This window comes from Bradyrhizobium sp. KB893862 SZCCT0404, from assembly GCF_018130885.1.
Taxonomy (GTDB): Bacteria; Pseudomonadota; Alphaproteobacteria; order Rhizobiales; family Xanthobacteraceae; genus Bradyrhizobium; species Bradyrhizobium stylosanthis.
Genome location: NZ_JAFCLT010000018.1, coordinates 83055 through 104474 on the forward strand (window position 1 = coordinate 83055; position 21420 = coordinate 104474).

General features: G+C 66.0%; 17 protein-coding genes and 1 pseudogene. 8 read left to right on the forward strand and 10 right to left on the reverse strand.

Annotated elements, in window-relative coordinates:
* Positions 1-93 precede the first annotated feature (93 nt).
* Together JQ617_RS38565 and JQ617_RS38570 are read right to left on the reverse strand one after the other, a co-directional pair.
* A complete protein-coding gene (locus JQ617_RS38565) occupies positions 94-1890 on the reverse strand; it encodes a tetratricopeptide repeat protein (protein ID WP_145667895.1) in 1797 nt (598 codons plus the stop codon).
* Between the two features lie 294 nt (positions 1891-2184).
* A complete protein-coding gene (locus JQ617_RS38570) occupies positions 2185-3846 on the reverse strand; it encodes an electron transfer flavoprotein-ubiquinone oxidoreductase (protein WP_212030909.1) in 1662 nt (553 codons plus the stop codon).
* Between the two features lie 237 nt (positions 3847-4083).
* Here JQ617_RS38570 and JQ617_RS38575 point away from each other — a divergent pair, with 237 nt between their 5' ends.
* The gene (locus JQ617_RS38575; protein WP_063691971.1) at positions 4084-4893 is read left to right on the forward strand and encodes a uracil-DNA glycosylase; all 810 of its coding nucleotides are present in this window, start codon (positions 4084-4086) and stop codon (positions 4891-4893) included.
* 180 nt (positions 4894-5073) lie between these two features.
* Here the strand turns inward: JQ617_RS38575 and JQ617_RS38580 are convergent, their stop codons facing one another.
* The 4 genes from JQ617_RS38580 to JQ617_RS38595 form a co-directional block, all read right to left on the reverse strand.
* On the reverse strand, positions 5074-6582 hold the full coding sequence (locus JQ617_RS38580; RefSeq protein WP_212030910.1) for a glycosyltransferase family 39 protein: 1509 nt from the start codon (positions 6580-6582) through the stop codon (positions 5074-5076).
* Between the two features lie 206 nt (positions 6583-6788).
* Positions 6789-7682, reverse strand: a complete 894-nt coding sequence (gene rnhB, locus JQ617_RS38585; protein ID WP_212030911.1) for a ribonuclease HII — start codon at positions 7680-7682, stop codon at positions 6789-6791.
* Between the two features lie 77 nt (positions 7683-7759).
* Complete coding sequence (locus JQ617_RS38590; RefSeq protein WP_212030912.1) at positions 7760-8215, reverse strand: VOC family protein; 456 nt, start codon at positions 8213-8215, stop codon at positions 7760-7762.
* Positions 8216-8240: 25 nt separating this feature from the next.
* A complete protein-coding gene (locus JQ617_RS38595; RefSeq protein WP_212030913.1) occupies positions 8241-9407 on the reverse strand; it encodes a PA0069 family radical SAM protein in 1167 nt (388 codons plus the stop codon).
* 210 nt (positions 9408-9617) lie between these two features.
* On the opposite strand from JQ617_RS38595, the gene JQ617_RS38600 reads away from it, so the two are divergent.
* Together JQ617_RS38600 and JQ617_RS38605 are read left to right on the forward strand one after the other, a co-directional pair.
* Complete coding sequence (locus JQ617_RS38600) at positions 9618-12005, forward strand: phosphoketolase family protein (protein ID WP_212030914.1); 2388 nt, start codon at positions 9618-9620, stop codon at positions 12003-12005.
* 5 nt (positions 12006-12010) lie between these two features.
* Positions 12011-13210 carry an acetate/propionate family kinase gene (locus JQ617_RS38605; protein WP_212030915.1) on the forward strand — a complete coding sequence of 400 codons (1200 nt, stop codon included), beginning with the start codon at positions 12011-12013 and terminating at the stop codon, positions 13208-13210.
* A 272-nt stretch (positions 13211-13482) separates the two neighbouring features.
* On the opposite strand, the gene JQ617_RS38610 is transcribed toward JQ617_RS38605, so the two are convergent.
* Positions 13483-14322, reverse strand: coding sequence for an RMD1 family protein (locus tag JQ617_RS38610; RefSeq protein ID WP_212030916.1), 840 nt, complete (start codon positions 14320-14322; stop codon positions 13483-13485).
* A 322-nt stretch (positions 14323-14644) separates the two neighbouring features.
* Between JQ617_RS38610 and JQ617_RS38615 the strand changes: the two genes are divergently transcribed.
* Together JQ617_RS38615 and JQ617_RS38620 are read left to right on the forward strand one after the other, a co-directional pair.
* On the forward strand, positions 14645-15220 hold the full coding sequence (locus JQ617_RS38615) for a glycosyltransferase family protein (protein ID WP_212030917.1): 576 nt from the start codon (positions 14645-14647) through the stop codon (positions 15218-15220).
* A gap of 62 nt (positions 15221-15282) precedes the next feature.
* Positions 15283-16212: a bifunctional helix-turn-helix transcriptional regulator/GNAT family N-acetyltransferase gene (locus JQ617_RS38620; protein ID WP_212030918.1), complete on the forward strand. Its 930-nt coding sequence runs from the start codon at positions 15283-15285 to the stop codon at positions 16210-16212.
* A 190-nt stretch (positions 16213-16402) separates the two neighbouring features.
* Here JQ617_RS38620 and moaB read toward each other — a convergent pair whose 3' ends face one another.
* On the reverse strand, positions 16403-16966 hold the full coding sequence (gene moaB, locus JQ617_RS38625; RefSeq protein WP_212030919.1) for a molybdenum cofactor biosynthesis protein B: 564 nt from the start codon (positions 16964-16966) through the stop codon (positions 16403-16405).
* 193 nt (positions 16967-17159) lie between these two features.
* A complete protein-coding gene (gene ypfJ, locus JQ617_RS38630) occupies positions 17160-18107 on the reverse strand; it encodes a KPN_02809 family neutral zinc metallopeptidase (protein WP_212030920.1) in 948 nt (315 codons plus the stop codon).
* 414 nt (positions 18108-18521) lie between these two features.
* Here ypfJ and JQ617_RS38635 point away from each other — a divergent pair, with 414 nt between their 5' ends.
* The 3 genes from JQ617_RS38635 to JQ617_RS38645 all read left to right on the forward strand — a co-directional run bounded on the left by JQ617_RS38635 (position 18522) and on the right by JQ617_RS38645 (position 20979).
* Positions 18522-19652 carry a site-specific DNA-methyltransferase gene (locus tag JQ617_RS38635; protein WP_283842109.1) on the forward strand — a complete coding sequence of 377 codons (1131 nt, stop codon included), beginning with the start codon at positions 18522-18524 and terminating at the stop codon, positions 19650-19652.
* A 181-nt stretch (positions 19653-19833) separates the two neighbouring features.
* On the forward strand, positions 19834-20160 hold the full coding sequence (locus JQ617_RS38640) for a hypothetical protein (RefSeq protein ID WP_063692002.1): 327 nt from the start codon (positions 19834-19836) through the stop codon (positions 20158-20160).
* Between the two features lie 132 nt (positions 20161-20292).
* On the forward strand, positions 20293-20979 hold the full coding sequence (locus tag JQ617_RS38645) for a glutathione S-transferase family protein (RefSeq protein WP_063692005.1): 687 nt from the start codon (positions 20293-20295) through the stop codon (positions 20977-20979).
* A gap of 72 nt (positions 20980-21051) precedes the next feature.
* On the opposite strand, the pseudogene JQ617_RS38650 reads toward JQ617_RS38645, so the two are convergent.
* Positions 21052-21420 (reverse strand): annotated as a pseudogene (locus tag JQ617_RS38650) (methyl-accepting chemotaxis protein); the annotation flags it as partial.

Below are 21420 nucleotides of genomic sequence, written 5' to 3' on the forward strand. Positions count from 1 at the left end.
CCCCAAACGCACTTTCTTTGTCGCGCATGATCTTGTCGGAAAACCGCTGCACACTTTGCGCTAACGCGGCCCTTCGGGTCCGGATCATGCGGATCAACCGCCCTTGCCGTCGTCCTTCTTCTTCTCGGCCTGCGCCGCGGAAGAGTTCGAATTGTCGTCGGTCAAACCGTTGGCGATCTTGGCCTCGATCTTCGGAAGGTCATCCGGCTCGGGCTTGAGATCGCGGGCGTGCGACCACTGGAATTTGGCTTCCAGCGTGCGGCCGACGCGCCAATAGGCATCGCCGAGGTGATCGTTGATGGTGGGATCTTCCGGCTTGAGGTCGATGGCGCGCTCGAGGTTCTTCACCGCCTCTTCGTAATTGCCGATGCGGTAATAGGCCCAGCCGAGGGAGTCGACGATGTAGCCGTCGTCGGGACGCTGCTCGACGGCACGCTTGATCATCTTCATGCCTTCGTCGAGATTCACGCCCTGGTCGATCCAGGAATAGCCGAGATAGTTGAGCACATGCGGCTGGTCGGGCTGCAGCTCGAGCGCCTTCTTCATGTCGGCCTCGGCCTTGGCCCACTCCTTGGAGCGCTCCTCGCAGATGCCGCGATAGTAGTACCAGACGCTGTTGGCCTTGTCGTTGCCGGGCTGCAGCGCCTCGATGCCGCGCGAATAGGTCGCGCCGCAGTCACCGAACTTCTTGCGGCCGCGCTCGATATTGCCGAGCGCCATGATGGCCTCGAGATCCTTGGCGTCCTCCGTCGTGACGCCCTTGAGGATCTTGATCGCCTCGTCGGTGCGGTCGGCCGAATCGAGGTCAATGGCGAGCTGGATCTGCGCGTTGCGCTTCAGCGGCGAGGTCGCCGGCACGCGCTCATAGACCTTGATCGCCATCTGCGGCCGCTTCACCGATTCATAGAGATCGGCGAGCGAGAGCAGCGCCAGCGGATGCGTGGGCTGCAAATAGAGCGAGAGCTGGAGATAGACCAGCGCCAGGTCCTCGCCGCCGCGGCGGGTCAGGGTGGCGCCGATGCCGTAGAGCGCTTCGGCGGCGCCGGCTTGCGCGGAATCGACCAGCGGCGGCAGCTTCTTGCCGGCCTTGGTGTCGCGCAGACCTTCCACGATCAGCGGATGGCGGGCGAGTTTCTTGTCGAAGGCCTGGTAGACATTGGTCGCCGCGGCCGAATCCTTGTTGCGCGACAGCCAGCGCGCATAGGCCTCGGTGACGCGCAGCATGGAATCGTCGAGCTTGTAGGCGCGCTCGAAGCGGGTGCCGGCGTCCTTCTCCTTGCCGGCGAGTTCGAGGATCATGCCGGCATGCAGGTCCTTGAACAGCGGATACCATTCGGGACCGGCGAGCTTGTCGATGGTGGCGACGCCGCCCTTGGCATCGCCGGCGCCATAGGCGGCCCAGCCCGACAGCAGCGTGGCGACGAGATCGGTGATCGGGCCGCGGATCGACTGATTGATGTTGCTCTGCGCGGTCGCGTACTTCTTCAGCTTCAGGTCATGAACGCCGACGACGAGACGCGCGACGCGGTTGGTCTTGTCGATGGTGAGGATGCGCTCGGCGAGCTTGACCGCCTCATCGATGTCGCCGTCGGCGACCGACGAGATGAAGGCACGGTCGAGCAGCTCGTTGTTCTTGGGATCGGTGCGGAGCGCCGAACGGTAGAAAGCTGCCGCCGAAGCCGCATCGCGCTCGACGCTGGCATGGCGGGCGGCAAGATAGCTGCCGGCACCGGTGAGGGACTTCAGATCGTTTCGGGTCGGAAACTGCGCCGCCGTATCGGCCGGGTGATCCGGCGTCTGCGCCAGGACCGCGCCGGGGACCGTCGCGATCGCTGTGCCCATGAGGGCGATGGCGGCAACAGTCCAGCGGTTGAAACGATTTGAGAACATCAGGGCTCGCCTTGAGTTGGTAGTGCCTGGGTTTGCAGCAGAAGGCCGTCTCGCATGCGAACGCGGCCGGTGGCATCGGGACCCGGAACCGTCGGGCCGACAATGCCGCTTTTGGCGCTTCACCGCAAGGATTCGGGCCGGACGATCCCCTCCGCACGCCCCAAATCGGCCTATAACGCCCCAAGACGCTGCCAGTATGGCCTTATCGTGGCCGCGGCAGGTGGCCGCGCCCGGGTCCTCACGCGAACGTGCGGCCGGATCACCTTTTGTGACCGGTCCGCTCCGAGTCCGCTCTTACATCGCCTCGTAGTTCGGGCCGCCACCGCCCTCCGGCGGAACCCAGGTGATGTTGCCGTTGGGGTCCTTCACGTCGCAGGTTTTGCAGTGGACGCAGTTCTGGGCGTTGATCTGGAAGCGCGGGCTCGCGCCCTCTTCGACCCATTCATAGACGCCGGCCGGGCAATACCGGTTCGAGGGACCGGCGAACACGTCGTGCTCCGAGGTCTTCTGCAGGTTCATGTCCGCGACCTTGAGATGAACCGGCTGGTCCTCCTCGTGATTGGTGTTGGACAGGAACACCGAGGACAGCTTGTCGAAGGAGATCTTGCCGTCCGGCTTCGGGTAGTTCTTCGGCGCGTGGCTCTTGGCCGGATCGAGCGTGGCGCGATCGGGCTTGGCGTGCGACTGGGTGCCGAACAGCGAGGTGCCGAACAGCGTGTTGCACCACATGTCGAAGCCGCCGAGCGCGACGCCGAGCACGGTGCCGAACTTCGACCACAGCGGCTTGACGTTGCGCACCAGGAACAGATCCTTGCCGACCGACGAGGAGCGCCAGGCGTTCTCGTATTCGATCAGCTCGTCATTGGCGCGATCGGCCGCGAGCGCAGCCGCGAGGTGTTCCGCCGCCAGCATGCCGGTGCCCATCGCGTTGTGCACGCCCTTGATGCGCGGCACGTTGACGAATCCGGCCGCGCAACCGACCAGCGCGCCGCCGGGGAAGCTCAGCTTCGGCACCGACTGATAGCCGCCCTCGGTGATCGCGCGCGCACCATAGGCAAGCCGCTTGGCGCCTTCGAAGGTGCCGCGGATCGAGGGATGGGTCTTGAAGCGCTGGAATTCGTCGAACGGCGACAGATACGGATCGTCGTAGTTCAGATGCACGACGAAGCCGACGGCAACGAGGTTGTCGTCGTAATGATAGAGGAACGAACCGCCGCCGGTCTTCAGGTCGAGCGGCCAGCCGAACGAATGCTGGATCAGGCCCTTCTGGTGCTTTGCCGGATCGATCTGCCAGACTTCCTTCAGCCCGATGCCGAACTTCGGCGGCTCGCTCTTGGCGTCGAGCGCGAACTTGTTGATGAGCTGCTTGGTCAGGCTGCCGCGGGCGCCTTCGGCGAACAGCGTGTACTTGCCGAGCAATTCCATGCCGCGGGTGAAGGAGTCCTTCGGCTTGCCGTCGCGGCCGATGCCCATGTCGCCGGTGGCGATGCCCTTCACTGCGCCCTGCTCGTCATAGAGCACCTCGGCGGCAGCAAAGCCCGGATAGATCTCGACGCCGAGCGCCTCCGCCTTGCGCGCCAGCCAGCGGCAGACATTGCCGAGCGAGCCGATATAGCAGTGATGGTTGTCCATCAGCGGCGGCATCATGAAGTTCGGCAGCTTGATCGCGCCGCCGCCTGTCATCCAGTAGAAGCGGTCGTCCTTGACCTGCGTCTTCAGCGGGCAGTCGGAATCCTCGCGCCAGTCCGGAATGAGCTTGTCGAGCCCGGCCGGATCGATCACGGCGCCCGAGAGAATATGCGCGCCGACCTCGGAGCCCTTCTCCACCACGACGACGTTGAGATCGGCATTGAGCTGCTTCAGCCGGATCGCGGCCGCCAGGCCCGAGGGGCCGGCGCCGACGATGACGACGTCGAATTCCATGGATTCGCGCGGGGGAAGTTCTTCGGTGCTCATCTGATCTCAGCCCTTGAGACGGTCTTCGGTCGTTTGCGCCCTCTTGTTTCCGATTTTTCCGGGTAGGACAACCTCGGAAATGCATCCCGGTGGGATGCAAGGCCGTCCAAGCGGGACCTCCCCGGTCCTGATACGCCAGAATCGGGGAGGTCCCGATCATTTTTTGACGCGTTTTCTTCACGCGAACCGGTGTCCACTTCGCTTGAAAACGCTATGCTATAAAAGTCAGACTTTCCCATGATCCCCGAACCCGCACCCACCGTCCGAGAGCTGCTCGCCTTCTACCTGGAGGCGGGTGTCGACTGCGCGCTCGCGGAGGAACCGATCGACCGCCTGGCGGAATTAGATGCCCCGCCGCCGGCCCCGCGCGCGGCCCCTCCGGTCGAGGCACCGCGGCCGGTTGCGGCGCCCGCCGTCATGCGCGGCGAAGCCGCGCCCGCACCTGATGTCGCCATCGCCTCCGCACGCGAGGCCGCGCGCACCGCGCCGACGCTGGAGGCGCTGCGCGAGCTGATGCAGAATTTCGAGGGCTGCGCGCTGAAGCACACCGCGACAAGGCTGGTGTTTGCCGACGGCAATCCGCAGGCGCGCATCATGTTCGTCGGCGAGGCGCCGGGGCGCGACGAGGACATCGAGGGGCTGCCCTTCGTCGGGCGCAGCGGCAAGCTGCTCGACCTCATGATCGGGGCGATCGGCCTCAACCGCACCACCGCCTACATCGCCAACGTCATTCCCTGGCGGCCGCCCGGCAACCGCACGCCGACGCCGCAGGAGACGCAGATCTGCCTGCCCTTCATCCAGCGCCAGATCGAGCTGGTGAATCCGGACCTGCTGGTGACGCTCGGCAATCCCTCGACGCAGACGCTGCTGTCGACCCGCGAAGGCATCATGCGCACGCGCGGGCGCTGGTTCGACTACGAGACCGGCCAGCGCACCATCCGCGCGCTGCCGACGTTCCATCCGGCCTATCTGCTGCGCTCGCCGTCCTACAAGCGGCTGGCCTGGCAGGATCTGCGCGCGATCGCGAAGGTGCTGGCGGTTAGCTAGGTCTCGTGTCCCGGACGCGGTGCGGCACCACAAGCGCGTCTACGCGCGTCTTCGACACGCTATGGTGACGCTCCGCAGAGCCGGGACCCAGAAAGCAGCACGGTACGATGCGGCGAGATGGTCCCCGGCTCTGCAGCGCACCGCTTCGCGCTGCGCAGCGTCCGGGGCGCGAGATCTCCCTCACGACCCCTTCGGCCGCACGATGGCCCAGCCGATGCGCAACAATCCCTGGCGGCCGGTCACCAGCCATTCGAAGGCACGCGGCACTTCCGGCACGATGCCGGGGAAGCGCTTGAGAATCTCGGGCGGAGGGGTGCCGGCGGTGTCGGAGGCACGCCAGACCACGACGCCCCCGGTCTCGGCGAACTTGGTCTGATTGATCCACGGCGTCCGCGCAGGGTCGGCGTCGATGAAGAGATGCGGCCGGCCGGAATGCAGCGTGATCAGGCTGGCGAGCTGGGTCTCGCCGGCAACCGCGCGCAGGCGGTGGTTGGTGCGGCGGGCAAAGCTCTCGTCGAAGAAATCCGAGATGGCGCGCGCCGGCATCGAGGTCGCAACCTCGTTGGCGCCGGTCCAGGGCAGGAACAGGACGGCGAGCACAACGCCGACGGCGGGCGCGACGACGGCCGCAGCCCATACCGTGCGCAGCATCCGCGCGCGGCGCATCGCGATGAGGTCGCCGGCCGCGACGACCACGGCAAGCCCGGACATGACCAGCAGGGCGCCGGCGCCGCCGACGACGGTTTCGAGCCCGAGCAGGCCCGAGATCAGCACGGCGCCGAGCGCAGGCGCCAACGCGAAGAAATAGACGAAGCTGCGCGCGAGCGGCTCGACCGGCGGGCGATAGATGATCGGCGCCTCCTCGCCCTTGGCGACGAACAGGCCGGCGTTGAGGAAGCTCAGCGCCGGGATCGCGGCCGCACCGAGCACAAGCCCGCCGAGCAGCCAGGCCGCGTGGAGCGCGCGGGCGTTCAGCTCGGCCATTTGCGGCAAGGTCGGCAGCACCAGCGTCTCGGCGCGCATGAGCCAGGCCGCATAGGGCAGCGCCAGCACGGCGACCACGATCAGGGCGAACAGCGGATCGAGCGCGCGCAGCGTACGGCGGCCGCCCGCGGTCGAGAGCGCGAAGACGACGAGCAGGAGCAGCAGGAAGACCGCCGCGGGCGTCGTCAGCAGCAAGAGGCCCGCCTCGATCGACCAGGCGAACCAGGCATTGCCGCGGCGCTGGCCGATGATCTGCCACGAATGCAGCAGAAGAAGCGCCCAGAGCGGCCGCGCCAGCACGAGGGGACCGAAATCGAGCGCGGACGAGGAGAAGGCGAGCACGGTCATGGTCAGGAGCACGGCGAGCACCGCCTGCTGCGAGCCGACCACCGCGCGGGAGAGATGATAGAGCGCGATGAAGGTCGCGATCTCGCAGAGCTGGGCGAGCACATAGACGCCGAACATGTGGCCGCCAGCGAGGCGATAGGCGATGTCGGCGAGCCAGACCGGCAAGGGCGGGCCGAGATCGGTACCGACCTGGTACTCCCGGCCGAAGGCCAGCAGCGTCGCCAGAGAGCCGGGCGGGCTACGGTAAAACACCAGCGCCACGAACAGCCACATCAAGGCCTGCAGCAGCACGGCGATCCAGACGATCAGCCGCGGCCGGGCGCGAATGAGCTCGATGACCAGGGAGGTAAACCGCATGCAACGTCCGAAAGATGCAGCCAACCCGTCCAGCCGGCCCTATTCGCTCATGGCTACTTTGATAAGGGGCGTCACGCGTTGTGGCAACCGCAACAGGTCGTCATGCCCGGGCTTGTCCCGGGCATCCACGTTCTTCGTGCCGCGGGCAAGGCGTGGATGGCCGGGACAGGCCCGGCCATGACGATGCGGAAGCTCTAGCGGATAACCTAGAGATTTGCCGACGCCTCGACTTCCACGCCTGCTTCCACCTGCACCTCGACCTCGGTCCCCCCGAACAGGTCCTGCACCGGCTCGACCGTCCAGGGCATGTGCTTGGCACGCGCCGCCGCGACCGGCGCGAAGAAGCTGCGGTGGTGGACGGTGGGCCCGAGACGGTTGAGGGCGTCGAGATGCTCGGGGACGCCGTAGCCCTTGTGCTGCTCGAAACCGTAGCCGGGGCAATCCTGCGCCAGCGCGCACATCAGGCGGTCGCGCGTCACCTTGGCGACGATGGAGGCCGCGGCGATCGACAGCACGATGCCGTCGCCGCCGATCACGGCCTCGCAGTCGCAGGCGGTGTCGAGGCGGTCGCGGCCGTCGACGAAGACGTGGCGGGGCGCCTCAGGCAATGCCACCACGGCGCGCTTCAGCGCCCATAGCGAGGCGCGCAGGATGTTGTCGCGGTCGATTCGCGCCGGCGAGGCGACGGCGACCGAGACCTGGGCGGTGGCGCAGATCTTGTCGAACAGCTTTTCGCGCTCCTCGGCGGTCAGGCGCTTGGAATCATCGATGCCGCGCGGGATGCGGTCGGGATCGAGAATCACCGCGGCCGCCACCACGGGACCTGCCAGCGGCCCGCGGCCGGCCTCGTCGCAGCCGGCGACCGGCCAGACCCCGCGCTTGATCAGCGCGCGCTCGCGGCGGAAGCTCGGCGGCGCGATCGCGATGATGCCCTTCCTGCCGCCGGGGACCTTCACGGCGGCAGTCTTCGCGGCAGGAGACTTCGCTGCGGTCGATTTCGCTGCGTTGGCTTTGGCCGCCTTGGCAGGTGCTGCGCTCTTCGCAGCCCCCTCTTTCGACGCGCCTTTGGCCGGTTTCCCGGCGGACTTGTCCCGAATCATGGCCGGGATCGTGCGCAAGCGGCCTTGCCGGCGCAACCGGGAACCCCGGATAATTCCCGTTATTCAGGCCGGCCGCCCTACTCCGCCAGGTGCACCCGCCGGTCCTCGCCGACCTCGATGCCGGGCGCGACCACGACCTCCCAGGGATGATCGTCGGGATCGGCGAAATAGCCGGAATAGCCGCCATAGTCGGTTTCGTGCGCGGCCTTCAGCAGCTTCGCCCCCCTGCCAAGGGCGAAGGCCAGCACCGCATCGACCTCCTCGCGCGAGGCGCAGTTCCAGGCGAGCGTGGTGCCGCGGAAGGTCAATGGCCTCGGCTGATCAGGCAGGCTGGCATCGGCGGCGAGCAAATCCCAGGGATACAGCGCGAGCACTGGACCTCCGGTGTCGTAGAACGCGACCGCCTCGCCGGTGGCCTTCAGCCGGCGCGAGAAACCGAGCGCGTCGTAGAAGGCGATGCTGGCGTGGATGTCGGCAACGCCGAGCGTGATGACGGTGAGCCGCGGCACCGGAGCCGGCAATTCCTTACTCATGTTACGCCTCTTCCACGTGATCGGATCAGAACAGGCTGAGCTGATCGCCGCTCCGCTTTGGCCTTGCAAAGTGATCGGTCGTCAGCTTGGAGCGGCGCTTGTTCAAGCCGAGCCTGTCGCAGGCGATCTCGAAGCGGCGGCCGATGGTCCAGGCCATCGGTCCCGTGCCCTTCATCCGCTCGCCCCATTTGGCGTCGTAGTCGCGGCCGCCACGCATGTCGCGGATCAGCGTGAAGACGTGGCGGTAGCGGTCCGGATAGTTCGCCATCAGCCATTCGCGGAACAGATCGCGCACTTCCAGCGGCAGCCGCAGCAGCACATAGGAGGCCTCCTTGACGCCGGCATGGGCTGCGGCATCGAGGATGCGCTCGATCTCGGAATCATTCAGCGCGGGGATCACGGGCGCGACCATCACCGTGGTGGGGATGCCGGCCTCCGAAAGCTGCTTCAGCGCCTCCAGCCGCTTCGGCGGCGTCGAGGCGCGCGGCTCCATGGTGCGCGCCAGCTTCGGATCGAGCGAGGTCACTGATATCGCGACCTTGGCGAGATTGCGCTTGGCCATCCGCGCGAGAATGTCGATGTCGCGCACGACCAGCGCCGATTTGGTGACGATGCCGACGGGATGCGAGGTACGTTCCAGCACTTCGAGAATGCCGCGCATGATTTTGCGCTCGCGCTCGATCGGCTGATAGGGATCGGTGTTGGTACCGATCGCGATCATCCGCGGCTCGTAGCCGGGTGCGGCGAGCTCCTTCTCCAGCAGCGAGGGCGCCTCGGGCTTCACGAACAGCTTCGACTCGAAGTCGAGCCCCGGCGACAGGCCGAGATAGGCATGCGTCGGCCGCGCGAAGCAGTAGACGCAACCGTGCTCACAGCCGCGATAGGGATTGATCGAGCGATCGAAGCCGATGTCGGGGGAGTCGTTGCGCGTGATCACCTTGCGCGAGGTGTCGACCCCAACCGTGGTCTTGAACGGCGGCAGATCCTCGAGGCTCTGCCAGCCGTCGTCGAAGGCGACGCGGGCCTCGGCCTCGAAGCGGCCGCTGGCATTGGACTGCGCGCCGCGGCCTCGCCTGCGCTGGCGGTCGATGGCGACGGCAAGCTCGGGAAAATCAGAGTCCGCACCCGCCGGCTCGGAGGGCGCCTTGACCGGCGGGTGCTTGAGAGCATGAGAGGATGCTGCTGGACTCATGCAGCCAAGATAACACGAGAACGGAACAAATCAAGAACACAAACAAAAAAGCTGAAAACAACCCCATGCACAGTAGCGCTGCCCAAACTTCGCGCGCCCACCTTTGACCTCACGCAACACCGCGTGACCTCGACCCCGTTTTGATGCGGTGGAGGATCGATCTCGCCGGAACTCGGTTGGTGACGATCCCGGGTGAAGGTCAGCAAGAATATGACAAAGCAACAACAATCGGCCGCTGCAAGCAGCGACCTCGATCTGCTCGATCGTTACTGGCGTGCCGCCAACTACCTCTCCGTCGGGCAAATCTACCTGCTCGACAACCCGTTGCTGCGCGAGCCGTTGCGGTCCGAGCACATCAAGCCGCGTCTGCTCGGCCATTGGGGCACGACGCCCGGTCTGAACTTCATCTATGCCCATCTCAACCGCGTGATCCGCGCGCTCGATGTCGGCGTGCTCTATGTCTGCGGCCCCGGCCATGGCGGCCCGGGCATGGTCGCCAACACCTATCTCGAAGGCAGTTACAGCGAGCTCTATCCCGACATCGCCCGCGATGCGGAAGGACTGCGCAAGCTGTTCCGGCAGTTCTCCTTCCCCGGCGGCATTCCGAGCCATGCGGCGCCGGAAACGCCGGGCTCGATCCACGAGGGCGGCGAACTCGGCTACGCGCTGGTGCACGCCTATGGCGCGGCGTTCGACAATCCTGATCTGGTCGTCGCCTGCGTCGTCGGCGACGGCGAGGCCGAGACCGGCCCGTTGGCTGCGTCCTGGCACTCCAACAAGTTCCTGAACCCGGCGCATGACGGCGCGGTGCTGCCGATCCTGCATCTCAACGGCTACAAGATCGCCAATCCCACCGTGCTCGGACGGATGCCCGATAGCGAGATCCGCGACCTGTTCCGTGGGCTGGGCCACGAGCCGCTGTTCGTCGAGGGCGACGATCCCAAGCCGATGCACCAGGCCATGGCCGATGCGCTCGACGTCGCCTTCGCCAGCATCCGCTCGATCCAGCAGCACGCCCGCGACGGCCGCAAGGCGGTCGAAAGGCCGCGCTGGCCGATGATCGTGCTGCGCAGCCCGAAGGGCTGGACCGGTCCGAAGGAGGTCGACGGCAAGAAGGTCGAAGGTTTTTGGCGCGCACACCAGGTGCCTGTCGCGAGCTGCCGTGAAAACCCGGCGCATCTGAAGGTGCTCGAAGACTGGATGCGAAGCTACGAGCCGGACAGACTGTTCGACGCGAGCGGCGCGCTCGTCCCCGAGCTTCAGGCGCTCGCGCCCGAAGGCAACAGGCGCATGGGCGCCACACCGCATGCCAATGGCGGCCTGCTCAAGAAGGAGCTGAAGCTGCCGGATTTCCGCAGCTTCGCGGTCGAGGTGCCGGAGCCCGGCGCCGTCACCGGCGAAGCGACGCGCGAGCTCGGCAAGTTCCTGCGCGATGTCATTCGCCTCAACGCGCAGGAGCGCAACTTCCGCATCATGGGTCCGGACGAGACCGCGTCAAACCGGCTCGATGCGGTGTTCGAGGCGACCGAACGCGTCTGGATGGAGCCGACCGAACCGTACGACGTGCATCTCGCCCAGGACGGCCGCGTGATGGAGGTGCTGAGCGAACATCTCTGCCAGGGCTGGCTCGAAGGCTACCTGCTGACCGGACGGCACGGCTTCTTCTCCTGCTACGAGGCCTTCATCCACATCGTCGATTCCATGTTCAACCAGCACGCCAAATGGCTGAAGGTGACGCGCGACCTGTCGTGGCGGCGGCCGATCGCCTCGCTGAACTATCTGCTGACCTCGCATGTCTGGCGCCAGGACCATAACGGCTTCAGCCACCAGGATCCCGGCTTCGTCGATCTCGTCGCCAACAAGAAGGCCGACATCGTCCGCATCTATTTCCCGCCGGATGCCAATACGCTGCTGTGGATCGCCGACCATTGCCTGCGCACCTACGACCGCATCAACGTGATCGTCGCCGGCAAGCAGCCAGCGCCGCAATGGCTGTCGATGCAGGATGCGGCGACGCATTGCGATGCCGGCATCGGCATCTGGACCTGGGCGGGCAATGAGGACGCGACCGGCGAGCCCGACGTGGTGATGGCCTGCGCCGGCGACGTGCCGACCCTGGAGACGCTCGCCGCCGTCGACCTCCTGCGCAAGGCGCTGCCGGATCTGAAGATCCGCGTCGTCAACGTCGTCGACCTGATGACGCTGCAGCCGAAGGAGCAGCATCCGCACGGGCTTTCCGACCGCGACTTCGACAGCCTGTTCACATCGGACAAGCCCGTGATCTTCGCCTATCACGGCTATCCCTATCTGATCCACCGTCTCACCTATAACCGCACCAACCATGCCGGCCTGCATGTGCGCGGCTTCGCCGAGGAAGGCACCACGACGACGCCGTTCGACATGGTCGTGCTCAACGAGCTCGACCGCTATCACCTCGCCATCGAGGCGATCGAGCGCGTGCCGGGTCTGGCGACAAAAGCGGTGCAGGTGAAGCAGCAGCTCCGCGACAAGCTGATCGCGCATTCGCGCTATGTGCGCGAGCACGGCGAGGACATGCCGGAGATCCGCGACTGGGTCTGGCCGGGCAAGACGGGCTGACCGCGATGCCGACGCCGGAGGCGGTCCTCGTTCTCAACAGCGGCTCGTCGAGCATCAAGTTCGGCCTGTTCGAGATTGGGGCGGCCGAGCCCGTCCTGCTGTGCAAGGGCCTGCTCGACGAGCACGAGGACAAGCCTCGGCTCACGGTGAAGAGTCCCGCGGGCGAGACCCTGTTCGACAAGCAGCGCGCGAGCGCGGATACCGACGGCGGCCATCTGTTCGCCGATGTGCTTGGCTTCATCGAGGACCGCTTCGGCGCTGGCAGCTTGCGCGCGATCGGCCACCGCATCGTCCACGGCGGCCCGGACTATTCGGCACCCGTCGTCCTGACGGACGCCGTGCATGCAAAGCTGGAGGCGCTGACGCCCCTGGCGCCGCTGCATCAGCCGCGGTGTCTTGCGCCGATCCACGCCATCTCGGCGATCCGGCCTGAGCTGACGCAGATCGCCTGCTTCGACACCGCCTTCCATCACGGCCTCGCACCGCCCGCGAGCCGCTTCGCCATTCCCCGCCGCTTCGAGGCGCGGGGCATCCGCCGCTACGGCTTTCACGGCCTCTCATTCGAATATGTCGCGCGGCGCCTCGCCGCGATCGCGCCGGAACTCGCGGCTGGGCGCACCGTCATCGCGCATCTCGGCAATGGCGCCAGCCTCTGCGCCTTGCGCGACGGCCAGAGCGTTGACACTACAATGGGGCTGACGCCGCTCGATGGCCTCGTGATGGGCACGCGCTGCGGCACGATCGATCCCGGCGTGCTGCTGTATCTGCAACAGCACGAGCGGATGTCGGTCGAGGATCTCCAGCACCTGCTCTATCACGAGTCCGGCTTGCTCGGCGTCTCCGGCCTCTCCGCCGATATGCGCGAGCTGCTCGCCAGCCGCGAGATCGCGGCGCGGGAGGCGGTCGATCTATTCGTCCTCCGCGCGACGCAGCAGATCGCAATGATGGTGACCACGCTTGGCGGGCTCGACTGTCTCGTCTTCACCGGCGGCATCGGCGAGCATGCCAGGGAGATCCGCAGCGCGATCGGCAAGCGCCTGGCGTGGCTGGGCGTGCGGATCGATGCGGCCGCGAATGATGAGGGGCGCGAGCGGATCAGCGGCGAAGACAGTGCGGTCGAAGTGTTCGCGATCCCGACGAACGAAGAACAGGTGATAGCACGGCATTGCGTCGCGATGCTGCGGACGGGAAGTCAGGTATCGTAGGGTGGGCAAAGCGAAGCGTGCCCACGGCTTCTGGCGCCTGGGCACGGCGCAAGTGCGCCTTTGCCCACTCTACGACTCCAGAGCCTGAGACGCGTTCTTCCCTTCTCCCCTTGCGGGAGAAGGTGGCGCGAAACGCCGGATGAGGGGTATTTCTCCGCGTTCGCATCTGCAAATGAGCGCGCGGATAGAATCCCTCACCCAAGTGAGTTCGTATCTCCTGGCTGCGCTGCCCTCTCCCGCAAGGAGAGAGGGCGCAACAACGCGCAGCTGCCCTAATGCGTCCCCGACAATATCTGGATGCACCCGATCACGACCTCGATCACGATCAGCACCACGACCGCGATTTCGAGGCGGAGCGAGCGCTGGGTGTCGATGATGTCGGTGAGTGCATTCGCCGTCTCCGACACCGCGGTGAGCTTGCGCTCGAGCGTGTCGAGGCGCTCCTTCAGCTCGTACTCGTCTTCCAGGCGGGCATAGAGCCGGTCGAGCTGGGGCTTTTCCCAGAGCACATCGGGCTTCTCGGCCACGGCTACGCGGCCGGCGACACGCTGCTGGACGAGAAGCGCATTGCCGATCAGCCGCAAGATGCCCTTGCGGCGGCGCGGCGTGCGGCCGTGCTCGGCGAGCTCGCGCGCAAAGGGCTCGATCACGTCGAACACCGCGGCGACCCGCCGCTCGTCGCGCGCCAGCGAGGTGCTCTTGGCGAGCGCGTCCGCAACCAGCAGCAAGCGCTCGTCGGAGAATTTGGCGAGGCAGATCGGGCCGCCCGGCTGGATCGCCTCCGCGTTTTCATCCTTGCAGAGCTGCGCCTGCGCGGTCTCCTCCTCGTAGGGGCTGAGCTCGCCGATCACGCGGGATTTGAGGCTGTCGATCAGCACCTTCTCTTCCGATGGGAGCAGGCCGATCAGCACCACGACGCCGTAGCGGAAGATCACGGCAAGGCCGGCATGGACGCGGAAGGCGGCCGGGGTGGACGACACCAGCGCGCCGAGCTCGAGGTTGGACGCATTGATGCGGTCGCCCAGCATCAGCGCCCGGATCCGCAAGGTCGGTGCCGCGTCCGGCTTCTGCGACGGCGTCGGCGCGCTTACGGCAAGTTGATCGGCATTCATGCAAGACCTCGTCAGCAACGCGGGTTGCAGGCTTTTCCCGTTCCCGCCCCGCTCGCATCCTCCACATGCAGGATTGCGCTCGCCTGCATCCCGCGCAATATCGCCGCCGAACTCCGTGAAACTACCGTCAAGGCGAGCTCGCGCCGAAATATTCGGCAACAATGCGACCCTGCAGGGGACATAATCGGATGCGATGGCTCCGGCAGTTTACCATCGAACCGCGAGGCCCCGCCGAAAAGTTGCACTCGGCAGTGCCGCGTGTTTATGACAACATCATAACGAATTACGCTTCTCCCGAAGTGCGGACATCGAAGCCTCGACCATGTTGAGCGTCATCATACCGACCGAAGGCGTCGAACAGACGGCGGTCGCAACTCTGGCCGCGCTGGTACCCGGCGCCGCCGCCGGCATCATCCGGGAAGTGCTGCTGGTCGACGGCACGCGCAACGGGGTCATCGAGCGCGTCGCCGACGTTGCCGGCTGCCGTTTCATCGGCTTCGAGGGCTTCTCGCAGGGCGCAGCGCTCGCCGCCGGTGCGCTTCAGGCCCGTTCGCCCTGGCTGATGTTCCTCCCCGCAGGCGCGGTGCTGGAAACCGGCTGGATCGAGGAGACCACCCAATTCATCCAGGCCGTCGCGAACAGCGGACGGGATCGTGCGGCCGTGTTCCGCTATGCGCGCTCGCCTTACGTCGATACCAGCTTCCGCGACATGCTGCGCGCCGTCGCGCGCAAGCTGGTCGGCCCGCTCGGCGATCAGGGATTGTTGATCGCGCGTGACCATTACGACCGGATCGGCGGCTACCCGCCCCAGGCCCGCCGCGCCGAGGCGCGGCTGCTGCGCCGGCTCGGCCGCTCGTCCCGCACCATGCTGCGCAGCCGGATCGTCATGGTCGGCTGAGCCCACCTATTACTTGCCAAAGTCAAATAATTATTTGACAATGGCAAGTATCGAGGTGAGCCATGACATTCAACGGCACAGAAGACCCCATCGCAGCGGTCCGCGCCTTCAACCGCTTCTACACCCGCAAGCTCGGCGTGCTCGACCAGTACCTTGGCAAGACCCCGTTCTCGCTCAGCGAGGCCCGGGTGCTCTATGAGCTCGCGCATCGCGATGATCTTGCAGCAAAGGAGATCGGAAACGAGCTTGGTCTCGACCCCGGCTACCTCAGCCGCATCGTCCAGAGCTTCGACGAAAAGGGGCTGATCACGCGAACGCCGCTGCCCGCGGATCGCCGGCAATACCAGCTCAGCCTCACCGCCAAGGGCCGCCAGACCTTCGCCAAGCTGAACCTGAGCTCGCAGAACGAGGTTGCCGCGATGCTGGCGCAGCTGTCAGCCGACGATGCAGCGCGGCTCACGCAGGCCATGGCGACCATCGAGGCCACGCTGGAGCAGCGGCCGGGCCGGCCCGCGGCTGTCATGCTGCGCAGCCATCGCGTCGGCGACATGGGCTGGGTCATCTCCCGGCAGGGCGCCGCCTATGCCGCGGACTACGGCTGGGACATCAGCTACGAGGCGCTGGTCGCCGAAATCTGCGCGCAGTTCATCAGGAACTACGACCCCGCGCGCGAGCATTGCTGGATCGCGGAAGTCGGTGGCGAGCCGGTCGGCTCGGTCTTCCTGGTCAAGGCCACGGACGAGATCGCCAAGCTCCGCCTGCTGCAGGTGGAGAAGAAGGCGCGCGGCCTCGGCGTCGGCCGCGCGCTGGTCGAGCAATGCATCCAGGGCGCCCGCGAGCGGGGCTACCGCAGGATGACGCTGTGGACGCAAAGCATCCTTGTCGCAGCGCGCGGCATCTACAAGAGCACCGGCTTCGAGCTCGTGAAGGAAGAGAAGCACCACAGTTTTGGTGCCGATCTGGTCGGCGAGACGTGGGAGCGGGATCTCTGACGTTCTTGCTGCGGGCGCGATGCGCATGAATGTGCCCTCGCCCCTTGCGGGAGAGGGCAGCGACGCTGGCAGACACAGGCTCACTCGGGTGAGGGGTATGTCTCAGCGCGTACCGTGTCGATAAATACCCCTCATCCGGCGCTTCGCGCCACCTTCTCTCGCAAGGGGAGAAGGGAAGAAGAACCCGCGCTTACACCGTCGCGCCCTGCGCCTTCGGCCGTCGCAGATGCTCGTCGAGGCGCGGCATGATCTCGACGAAATTGCAGGGGCGCGTGCGGTAGTCGAGCTGGGCCTTGAGAATGCCGTCCCAGCCGTCGCGGCAGGCGCCGGGCGAGCCCGGCAGGCAGAAGATGTAGGTGGCGCCCGCAACGCCCGCGGTGGCGCGGCTCTGGATCGTGGACGCGCCGATCTTGGCGTGGCTCAGCATGTGGAAGGCGATCGAGAAGCCGTCCATGCGCTTTTCGAACAACGGCTCGATCGCCTCCGGCGTGACATCGCGCCCCGTGAAGCCGGTGCCGCCGGTGGTGATGACGACGTCGACGCCGCTATCGGCGATCCAGCGGCGGATCACCGCGCGGATCGCCTCGACATCGTCGGTGACGATCTCGCGCGCGGCGAGATGATGGCCGGCCTCGGTGAGGCGGTCAGCGAGCGTCTGGCCGGATTTGTCATCCGCCAGCGCGCGCGTGTCGGACACGGTGAGCACCGCGATGTTGAGCGGGATGAACTGTTTTGCTTCGTCGATCGAGGCCATAGCTCTTTCCTCTTGTGTCCCGGACGCGATGCAGCGCCATCAGCTCGGTTACGCGCGTCTTAGACGCGCTATCGCGGTGCGTCGCAGAGCCGGGACCCATTCTTAAGGGACGTGAGAACCGGCAATATGGGCCCCGGCTCTGCAGCGCACCGCTGAAGAAGCGCTGCGCTGCGTCCGGGGCACGAGACCGTGGCTACTGTCCGCCACCAAACGTGTTGCAGGCCTGGACGGTGCCCTGCTGATAGCCGGTCATGAACCATTGCTTGCGCTGCGCGGCCGAGCCGTGGGTGAAGGAGTCGGGCACGACGCGGCCGGTGGCCTGGCGCTGCAGCGTGTCGTCGCCGATGGCGCTTGCAGTGGTCAGCGCGGCGTCGATGTCGCCGGCCTCGAGGAAGTTCGGACGCTTCTTGGCCTCGCGGTTGACCCAGACGCCGGAGAGACAATCCGCCTGCAGCTCGACCTTGACCTGGAGCGCGTTCGCTTCGGCCTTGCTGCCGGCCTGCTGCTGCAGCCGCGTCACGCGCGGAATGATGCCGAGCAGATTCTGGATGTGGTGGCCGGCCTCGTGCGCGATGATGTAGGCGGTGGTGAAATTGCACGCCGACTTGCCCGAGCAGCCGCGGAAGCGCGTCTCGACCTCGCGGAAGAAGCTGGTGTCGAGGAAGATGGTGCGGTCCGGCGGGCAGTAGAACGGGCCCATCGCCGACTGCGCCATGCCGCAGCGGCCGCCATTGGTGGCGTTGCGGAACAGCACGACCTTCGGACCGGTATAGTTCTGCCCGCTGGCCTGGAAGATCTCGCTCCAGCGGTCGTCGATCTCGCCGAGGATGCCGGCGATCATGCTGCCCACCTCGTCGGTCGGCGCGCCGCGCTTGGCCGAGTTCGAGGACGACTGGCGGTCAGTCTGGTAGCTCGGGGCCTGGCCGCCGCCGGTGAGGATCTCGGCGCCGCCGATCAGGATGCGCGGATCGATGCCGAAGGCGTAACCGATCAGGCCGAGCACGATGATGGTACCGATGCCGAGGCCGCCGCCGCCCATCGGCAGGCCGAACCCGCCGCCTCCGCCGCCGCCAAACCCGCCACCACCCTCGTCGCGACGATCCTCGACGTCGTCGCTTCGGCGGAAATCATCGTAGCGCATGGCGGGCTTCCCTTGAGGTCCTCGATTGGCGTCGTCCGGGCGCAGGAGCGCGAAAGCTCAACGCGCCACATACGTAAAATTTCCGTTGCCTTTATCAATATCGTGCTCGGCAAAAATTGCCTAGTGCGACAGCATGCGCCTGCCAGCAATTTTTTCCGAGGGACAAGCAATTTTTTCCGAGAGAAATTGGACTCTTTTGGGCACCGGCGCTGCTCGCACGACACGACGAAACGCGAAATCCACTGCAAAACACGGCAAATGCGAGCAGCAACCAATGCGCGAAGCGCGGCGCGCGGCCTGCTCACGAAAGCGGCGGGTTAAGTCGATTTTTACTTTGCCGCTTCAATGTAACGGTCAGTCGGTTGTTTGGTCCCGCGTCGCCGACAGCGTCGCCTGAGTCAGAGTTCTTGAGTCATGGTAGAGTCGCGTCGCGGGGCGTCTGCAAGGGCGCCCCGCACAAACTTTGAGTCTGCTTCGCATCGCATCATCATCGGTGATTGCGTCGCCGAGATGTCGAAGCTTCAGGCTGGTTCGGTCGATCTGGTGTTCGCAGATCCGCCGTACAATCTCCAGCTCAAGGGCGATCTCAAGCGCCCTGACGAATCCCATGTCGACGCCGTCAACGACGACTGGGACAAGTTCGATTCATTCTCCGCCTATGACGATTTCACCCGCGCCTGGCTGCTCGCGGCCCGCCGCGCCATGAAGCCGTCGGCGACGATCTGGGTGATCGGCTCCTACCACAACATCTTCCGCGTCGGCGCGATCATGCAGGACCTCGGCTTCTGGCTCCTGAACGACATCGTGTGGCGCAAGACCAATCCGATGCCGAACTTCCGCGGCCGCCGCTTCACCAACGCGCACGAGACCATGATCTGGGCCGCGCGCGACGAAAAGGCCAAGGGCTATACGTTCAACTACGAGGCACTGAAGGCCGCCAACGAGGACGTGCAGGCACGTTCCGACTGGCTGATCCCGCTCTGCACCGGCGAGGAGCGCCTCAAGGGCGCCGACGGCAAGAAAGTGCATCCGACGCAGAAGCCGGAAGGCCTGCTGGCGCGCGTGCTGCTGTCCTCGTCGAAGCCCGGCGATCTCGTGATCGATCCCTTCAACGGCACCGGCACCACCGGCGCCGTCGCCAAGCGCCTCGGCCGCTCCTATATCGGCTTCGAGCGCGACAAGACCTATGCGAAGGCGGCGGAAGCGCGCATCGCCGCGGTCGAGCCGCTGCCGGAGGCAAGCCTTGCCCCGTTCATGACCGCGCGCGAAGCCCCGCGCGTCGCGTTCTCCGAGCTGATCGAGCGCGGCATGATCTTGCCCGGCACGAAACTGTTCGACGCCAAGAAGAAGCTGGGCGCACTGGTCCGTGCCGACGGCGCCATCATGTTCGGCGACAAGGTCGGCTCGATCCACCGCATCGGCGCCGTGGCACAAGGTGCACAAGCCTGCAACGGCTGGACCTTCTGGCACGTCGAGACCAAGAAGGGTCTCAAGCTGATCGACGAGCTGCGCGCCGAGATCCGCGCGGGCATGGGAGCGGAGTAGTTTTCCTCCACTTCTCGCAGGTCCCGTAGGGTGGGCAAAGCGAAGCGTGCCCACGTCCTGCCCAATTGATGCGAGGACGTGGGCACGGCGCTTCGCGCCTTTGCCCACCCTACGGCACCTTGAACGCCGCCCCGGCCAGGACTAGATTCGCCCGATCAGCCCCGTCCTGATCGGTCCTCCCATGCGACGACAGTCCGAGACATTGCTGCTGGTGCCGCTGCTGCCGATCTTCCTGCTCGGCATGTTTCCGATGTTCCTGATCGCCCTGCTCGGGTTTTTCGGCCTCGCGCTGTTCGGCGTGCTGGTGGCCTGCGTCGGGCTCGCCAGCAGCAACGAGGCGCACGACAATTTCAATCACGACGTCATCGTCCACGGCTATGCGCGGGGATCGGAGCGCAAGGCGCGCGCCTCCGACATGCATCTCGCCACCCGGCTCGGGCTGCGCCTCGAGGCGGTCGGCGCGGCGATGGTCGTTACGGCGGCGCTCGGGCTTTGTTACGCCGGCTGATCTGCGTGGCGCGCAGACACCGCCCGGCAAACTCGCCGGTTGCCCTCTCCGACGAGGTTCAGGCAAGAGAAGGACACCAGCGGCGATGACGCCGCGCCTGCTCTCGGCCAACGAACACTGGGGAGATGATTGATGCTCAAATTCTATTTCAACGGTTCGCCGAACCCGACCAAGGTCGCGCTCTATCTGGAAGAGTCCGGCCTGCCTTTCGAGCCCGTGAAGATCGACACCCGCAAGGGCGAGCAGTTTTCGCCGGAATTCCTCAAGATCAACCCGAACGGCAAGGTGCCGGCGATCGACGATGGCGGCACGATCGTGTTCGACAGCAACGCCATCCTGCTCTATCTCGCCGAGAAGACCGGCAAGTTCCTGCCCGCGGCCAATGTGCGCGGCGAGATGCTGTCATGGCTGATGTTCGTCGCCACCGGCGTCGGGCCCTATTCGGGCCAGGCCGTGCACTTCAGGCATTTCGCGCCGAAGGACCAGAATCACGACTACGCCCATAACCGCTACCAGTACGAGACCGACCGCCACTACAAGATCCTCGACGCTCACCTCAACGGCCGCAAATACATGGTCGGCGACGCCTATTCGATTGTCGACATGGCGCTGTGGGGCTGGGCGCGCATGGTGCCGTTCAAGCTCGGCGACGACGCCTTTGCGCGCTACCCGAACGTGAAGCGGCTGGTGGACGAGATCTCGGCGCGGCCGGCGGCCGGCCGCGCGATCGCGCTGAAGGACAAGTTCACCTTCAAGGCCGAGATGGACGACGAGGCGCGCAGCAACATGTTCAAGCACATGACGACCAAGGTCGCCTGATTCCGCCTCGCCTTCACGACGCCTTCAGTTCAGGTCCACGCGCATGCGCGTGGACCTTTGCTTTCGGAGGCCTCAGGCGGCGTGGACCGAGTTCAGGAATTTTGCGACTTCCTGCTTCAGGCGGTTGCTGTCCGAGGACAGCGAGCGCGCCGCTGACAGCACCTGCGAGGAGGCCGAGCCGGTCTCGGAGGCGCCGCGCTGCACGTCGCCAATATTGGTCGAGACGCGCTGGGTGCCGTGCGCGGCCTGCTGGACGTTGCGGGAGATCTCCTGCGTCGCCGCGCCCTGCTGCTCCACGGCGGCCGCGACCGTCGAGGAGATTTCCGACAACCGCTCGATGGTGCCGCTGATTTCCCTGATGGAGCCGACCGACTGCTCGGTGGCGGCCTGGATGCTGGAAATCTGCTGGCCGATCTCGCCGGTCGCCTTCGCGGTCTGCTC

Bases quoted from the DNA above. Each gene is read 5' to 3' on its own strand.
- JQ617_RS38615 (WP_212030917.1), top strand. From the start codon at position 14,645: ATGTTGAGCGTCATCATACCGACCGAAGGCGTCGAACAGACGGCGGTC.
- JQ617_RS38600 (WP_212030914.1), top strand. From the start codon at position 9,618: ATGACAAAGCAACAACAATCGGCCGCTGCAAGCAGCGACCTCGATCTG.
- rnhB (WP_212030911.1), bottom strand. From the start codon at position 7,682: ATGATTCGGGACAAGTCCGCCGGGAAACCGGCCAAAGGCGCGTCGAAA.
- JQ617_RS38570 (WP_212030909.1), bottom strand. From the start codon at position 3,846: ATGAGCACCGAAGAACTTCCCCCGCGCGAATCCATGGAATTCGACGTC.
- JQ617_RS38605 (WP_212030915.1), top strand. From the start codon at position 12,011: ATGCCGACGCCGGAGGCGGTCCTCGTTCTCAACAGCGGCTCGTCGAGC.
- JQ617_RS38580 (WP_212030910.1), bottom strand. From the start codon at position 6,582: ATGCGGTTTACCTCCCTGGTCATCGAGCTCATTCGCGCCCGGCCGCGG.
- JQ617_RS38640 (WP_063692002.1), top strand. From the start codon at position 19,834: ATGCGACGACAGTCCGAGACATTGCTGCTGGTGCCGCTGCTGCCGATC.
- JQ617_RS38620 (WP_212030918.1), top strand. From the start codon at position 15,283: ATGACATTCAACGGCACAGAAGACCCCATCGCAGCGGTCCGCGCCTTC.
- JQ617_RS38575 (WP_063691971.1), top strand. From the start codon at position 4,084: ATGATCCCCGAACCCGCACCCACCGTCCGAGAGCTGCTCGCCTTCTAC.
- JQ617_RS38610 (WP_212030916.1), bottom strand. From the start codon at position 14,322: ATGAATGCCGATCAACTTGCCGTAAGCGCGCCGACGCCGTCGCAGAAG.
- ypfJ (WP_212030920.1), bottom strand. From the start codon at position 18,107: ATGCGCTACGATGATTTCCGCCGAAGCGACGACGTCGAGGATCGTCGC.
- JQ617_RS38590 (WP_212030912.1), bottom strand. From the start codon at position 8,215: ATGAGTAAGGAATTGCCGGCTCCGGTGCCGCGGCTCACCGTCATCACG.
- moaB (WP_212030919.1), bottom strand. From the start codon at position 16,966: ATGGCCTCGATCGACGAAGCAAAACAGTTCATCCCGCTCAACATCGCG.
- JQ617_RS38635 (WP_283842109.1), top strand. From the start codon at position 18,522: ATGGTAGAGTCGCGTCGCGGGGCGTCTGCAAGGGCGCCCCGCACAAAC.
- JQ617_RS38565 (WP_145667895.1), bottom strand. From the start codon at position 1,890: ATGTTCTCAAATCGTTTCAACCGCTGGACTGTTGCCGCCATCGCCCTC.
- JQ617_RS38595 (WP_212030913.1), bottom strand. From the start codon at position 9,407: ATGAGTCCAGCAGCATCCTCTCATGCTCTCAAGCACCCGCCGGTCAAG.
- JQ617_RS38645 (WP_063692005.1), top strand. From the start codon at position 20,293: ATGCTCAAATTCTATTTCAACGGTTCGCCGAACCCGACCAAGGTCGCG.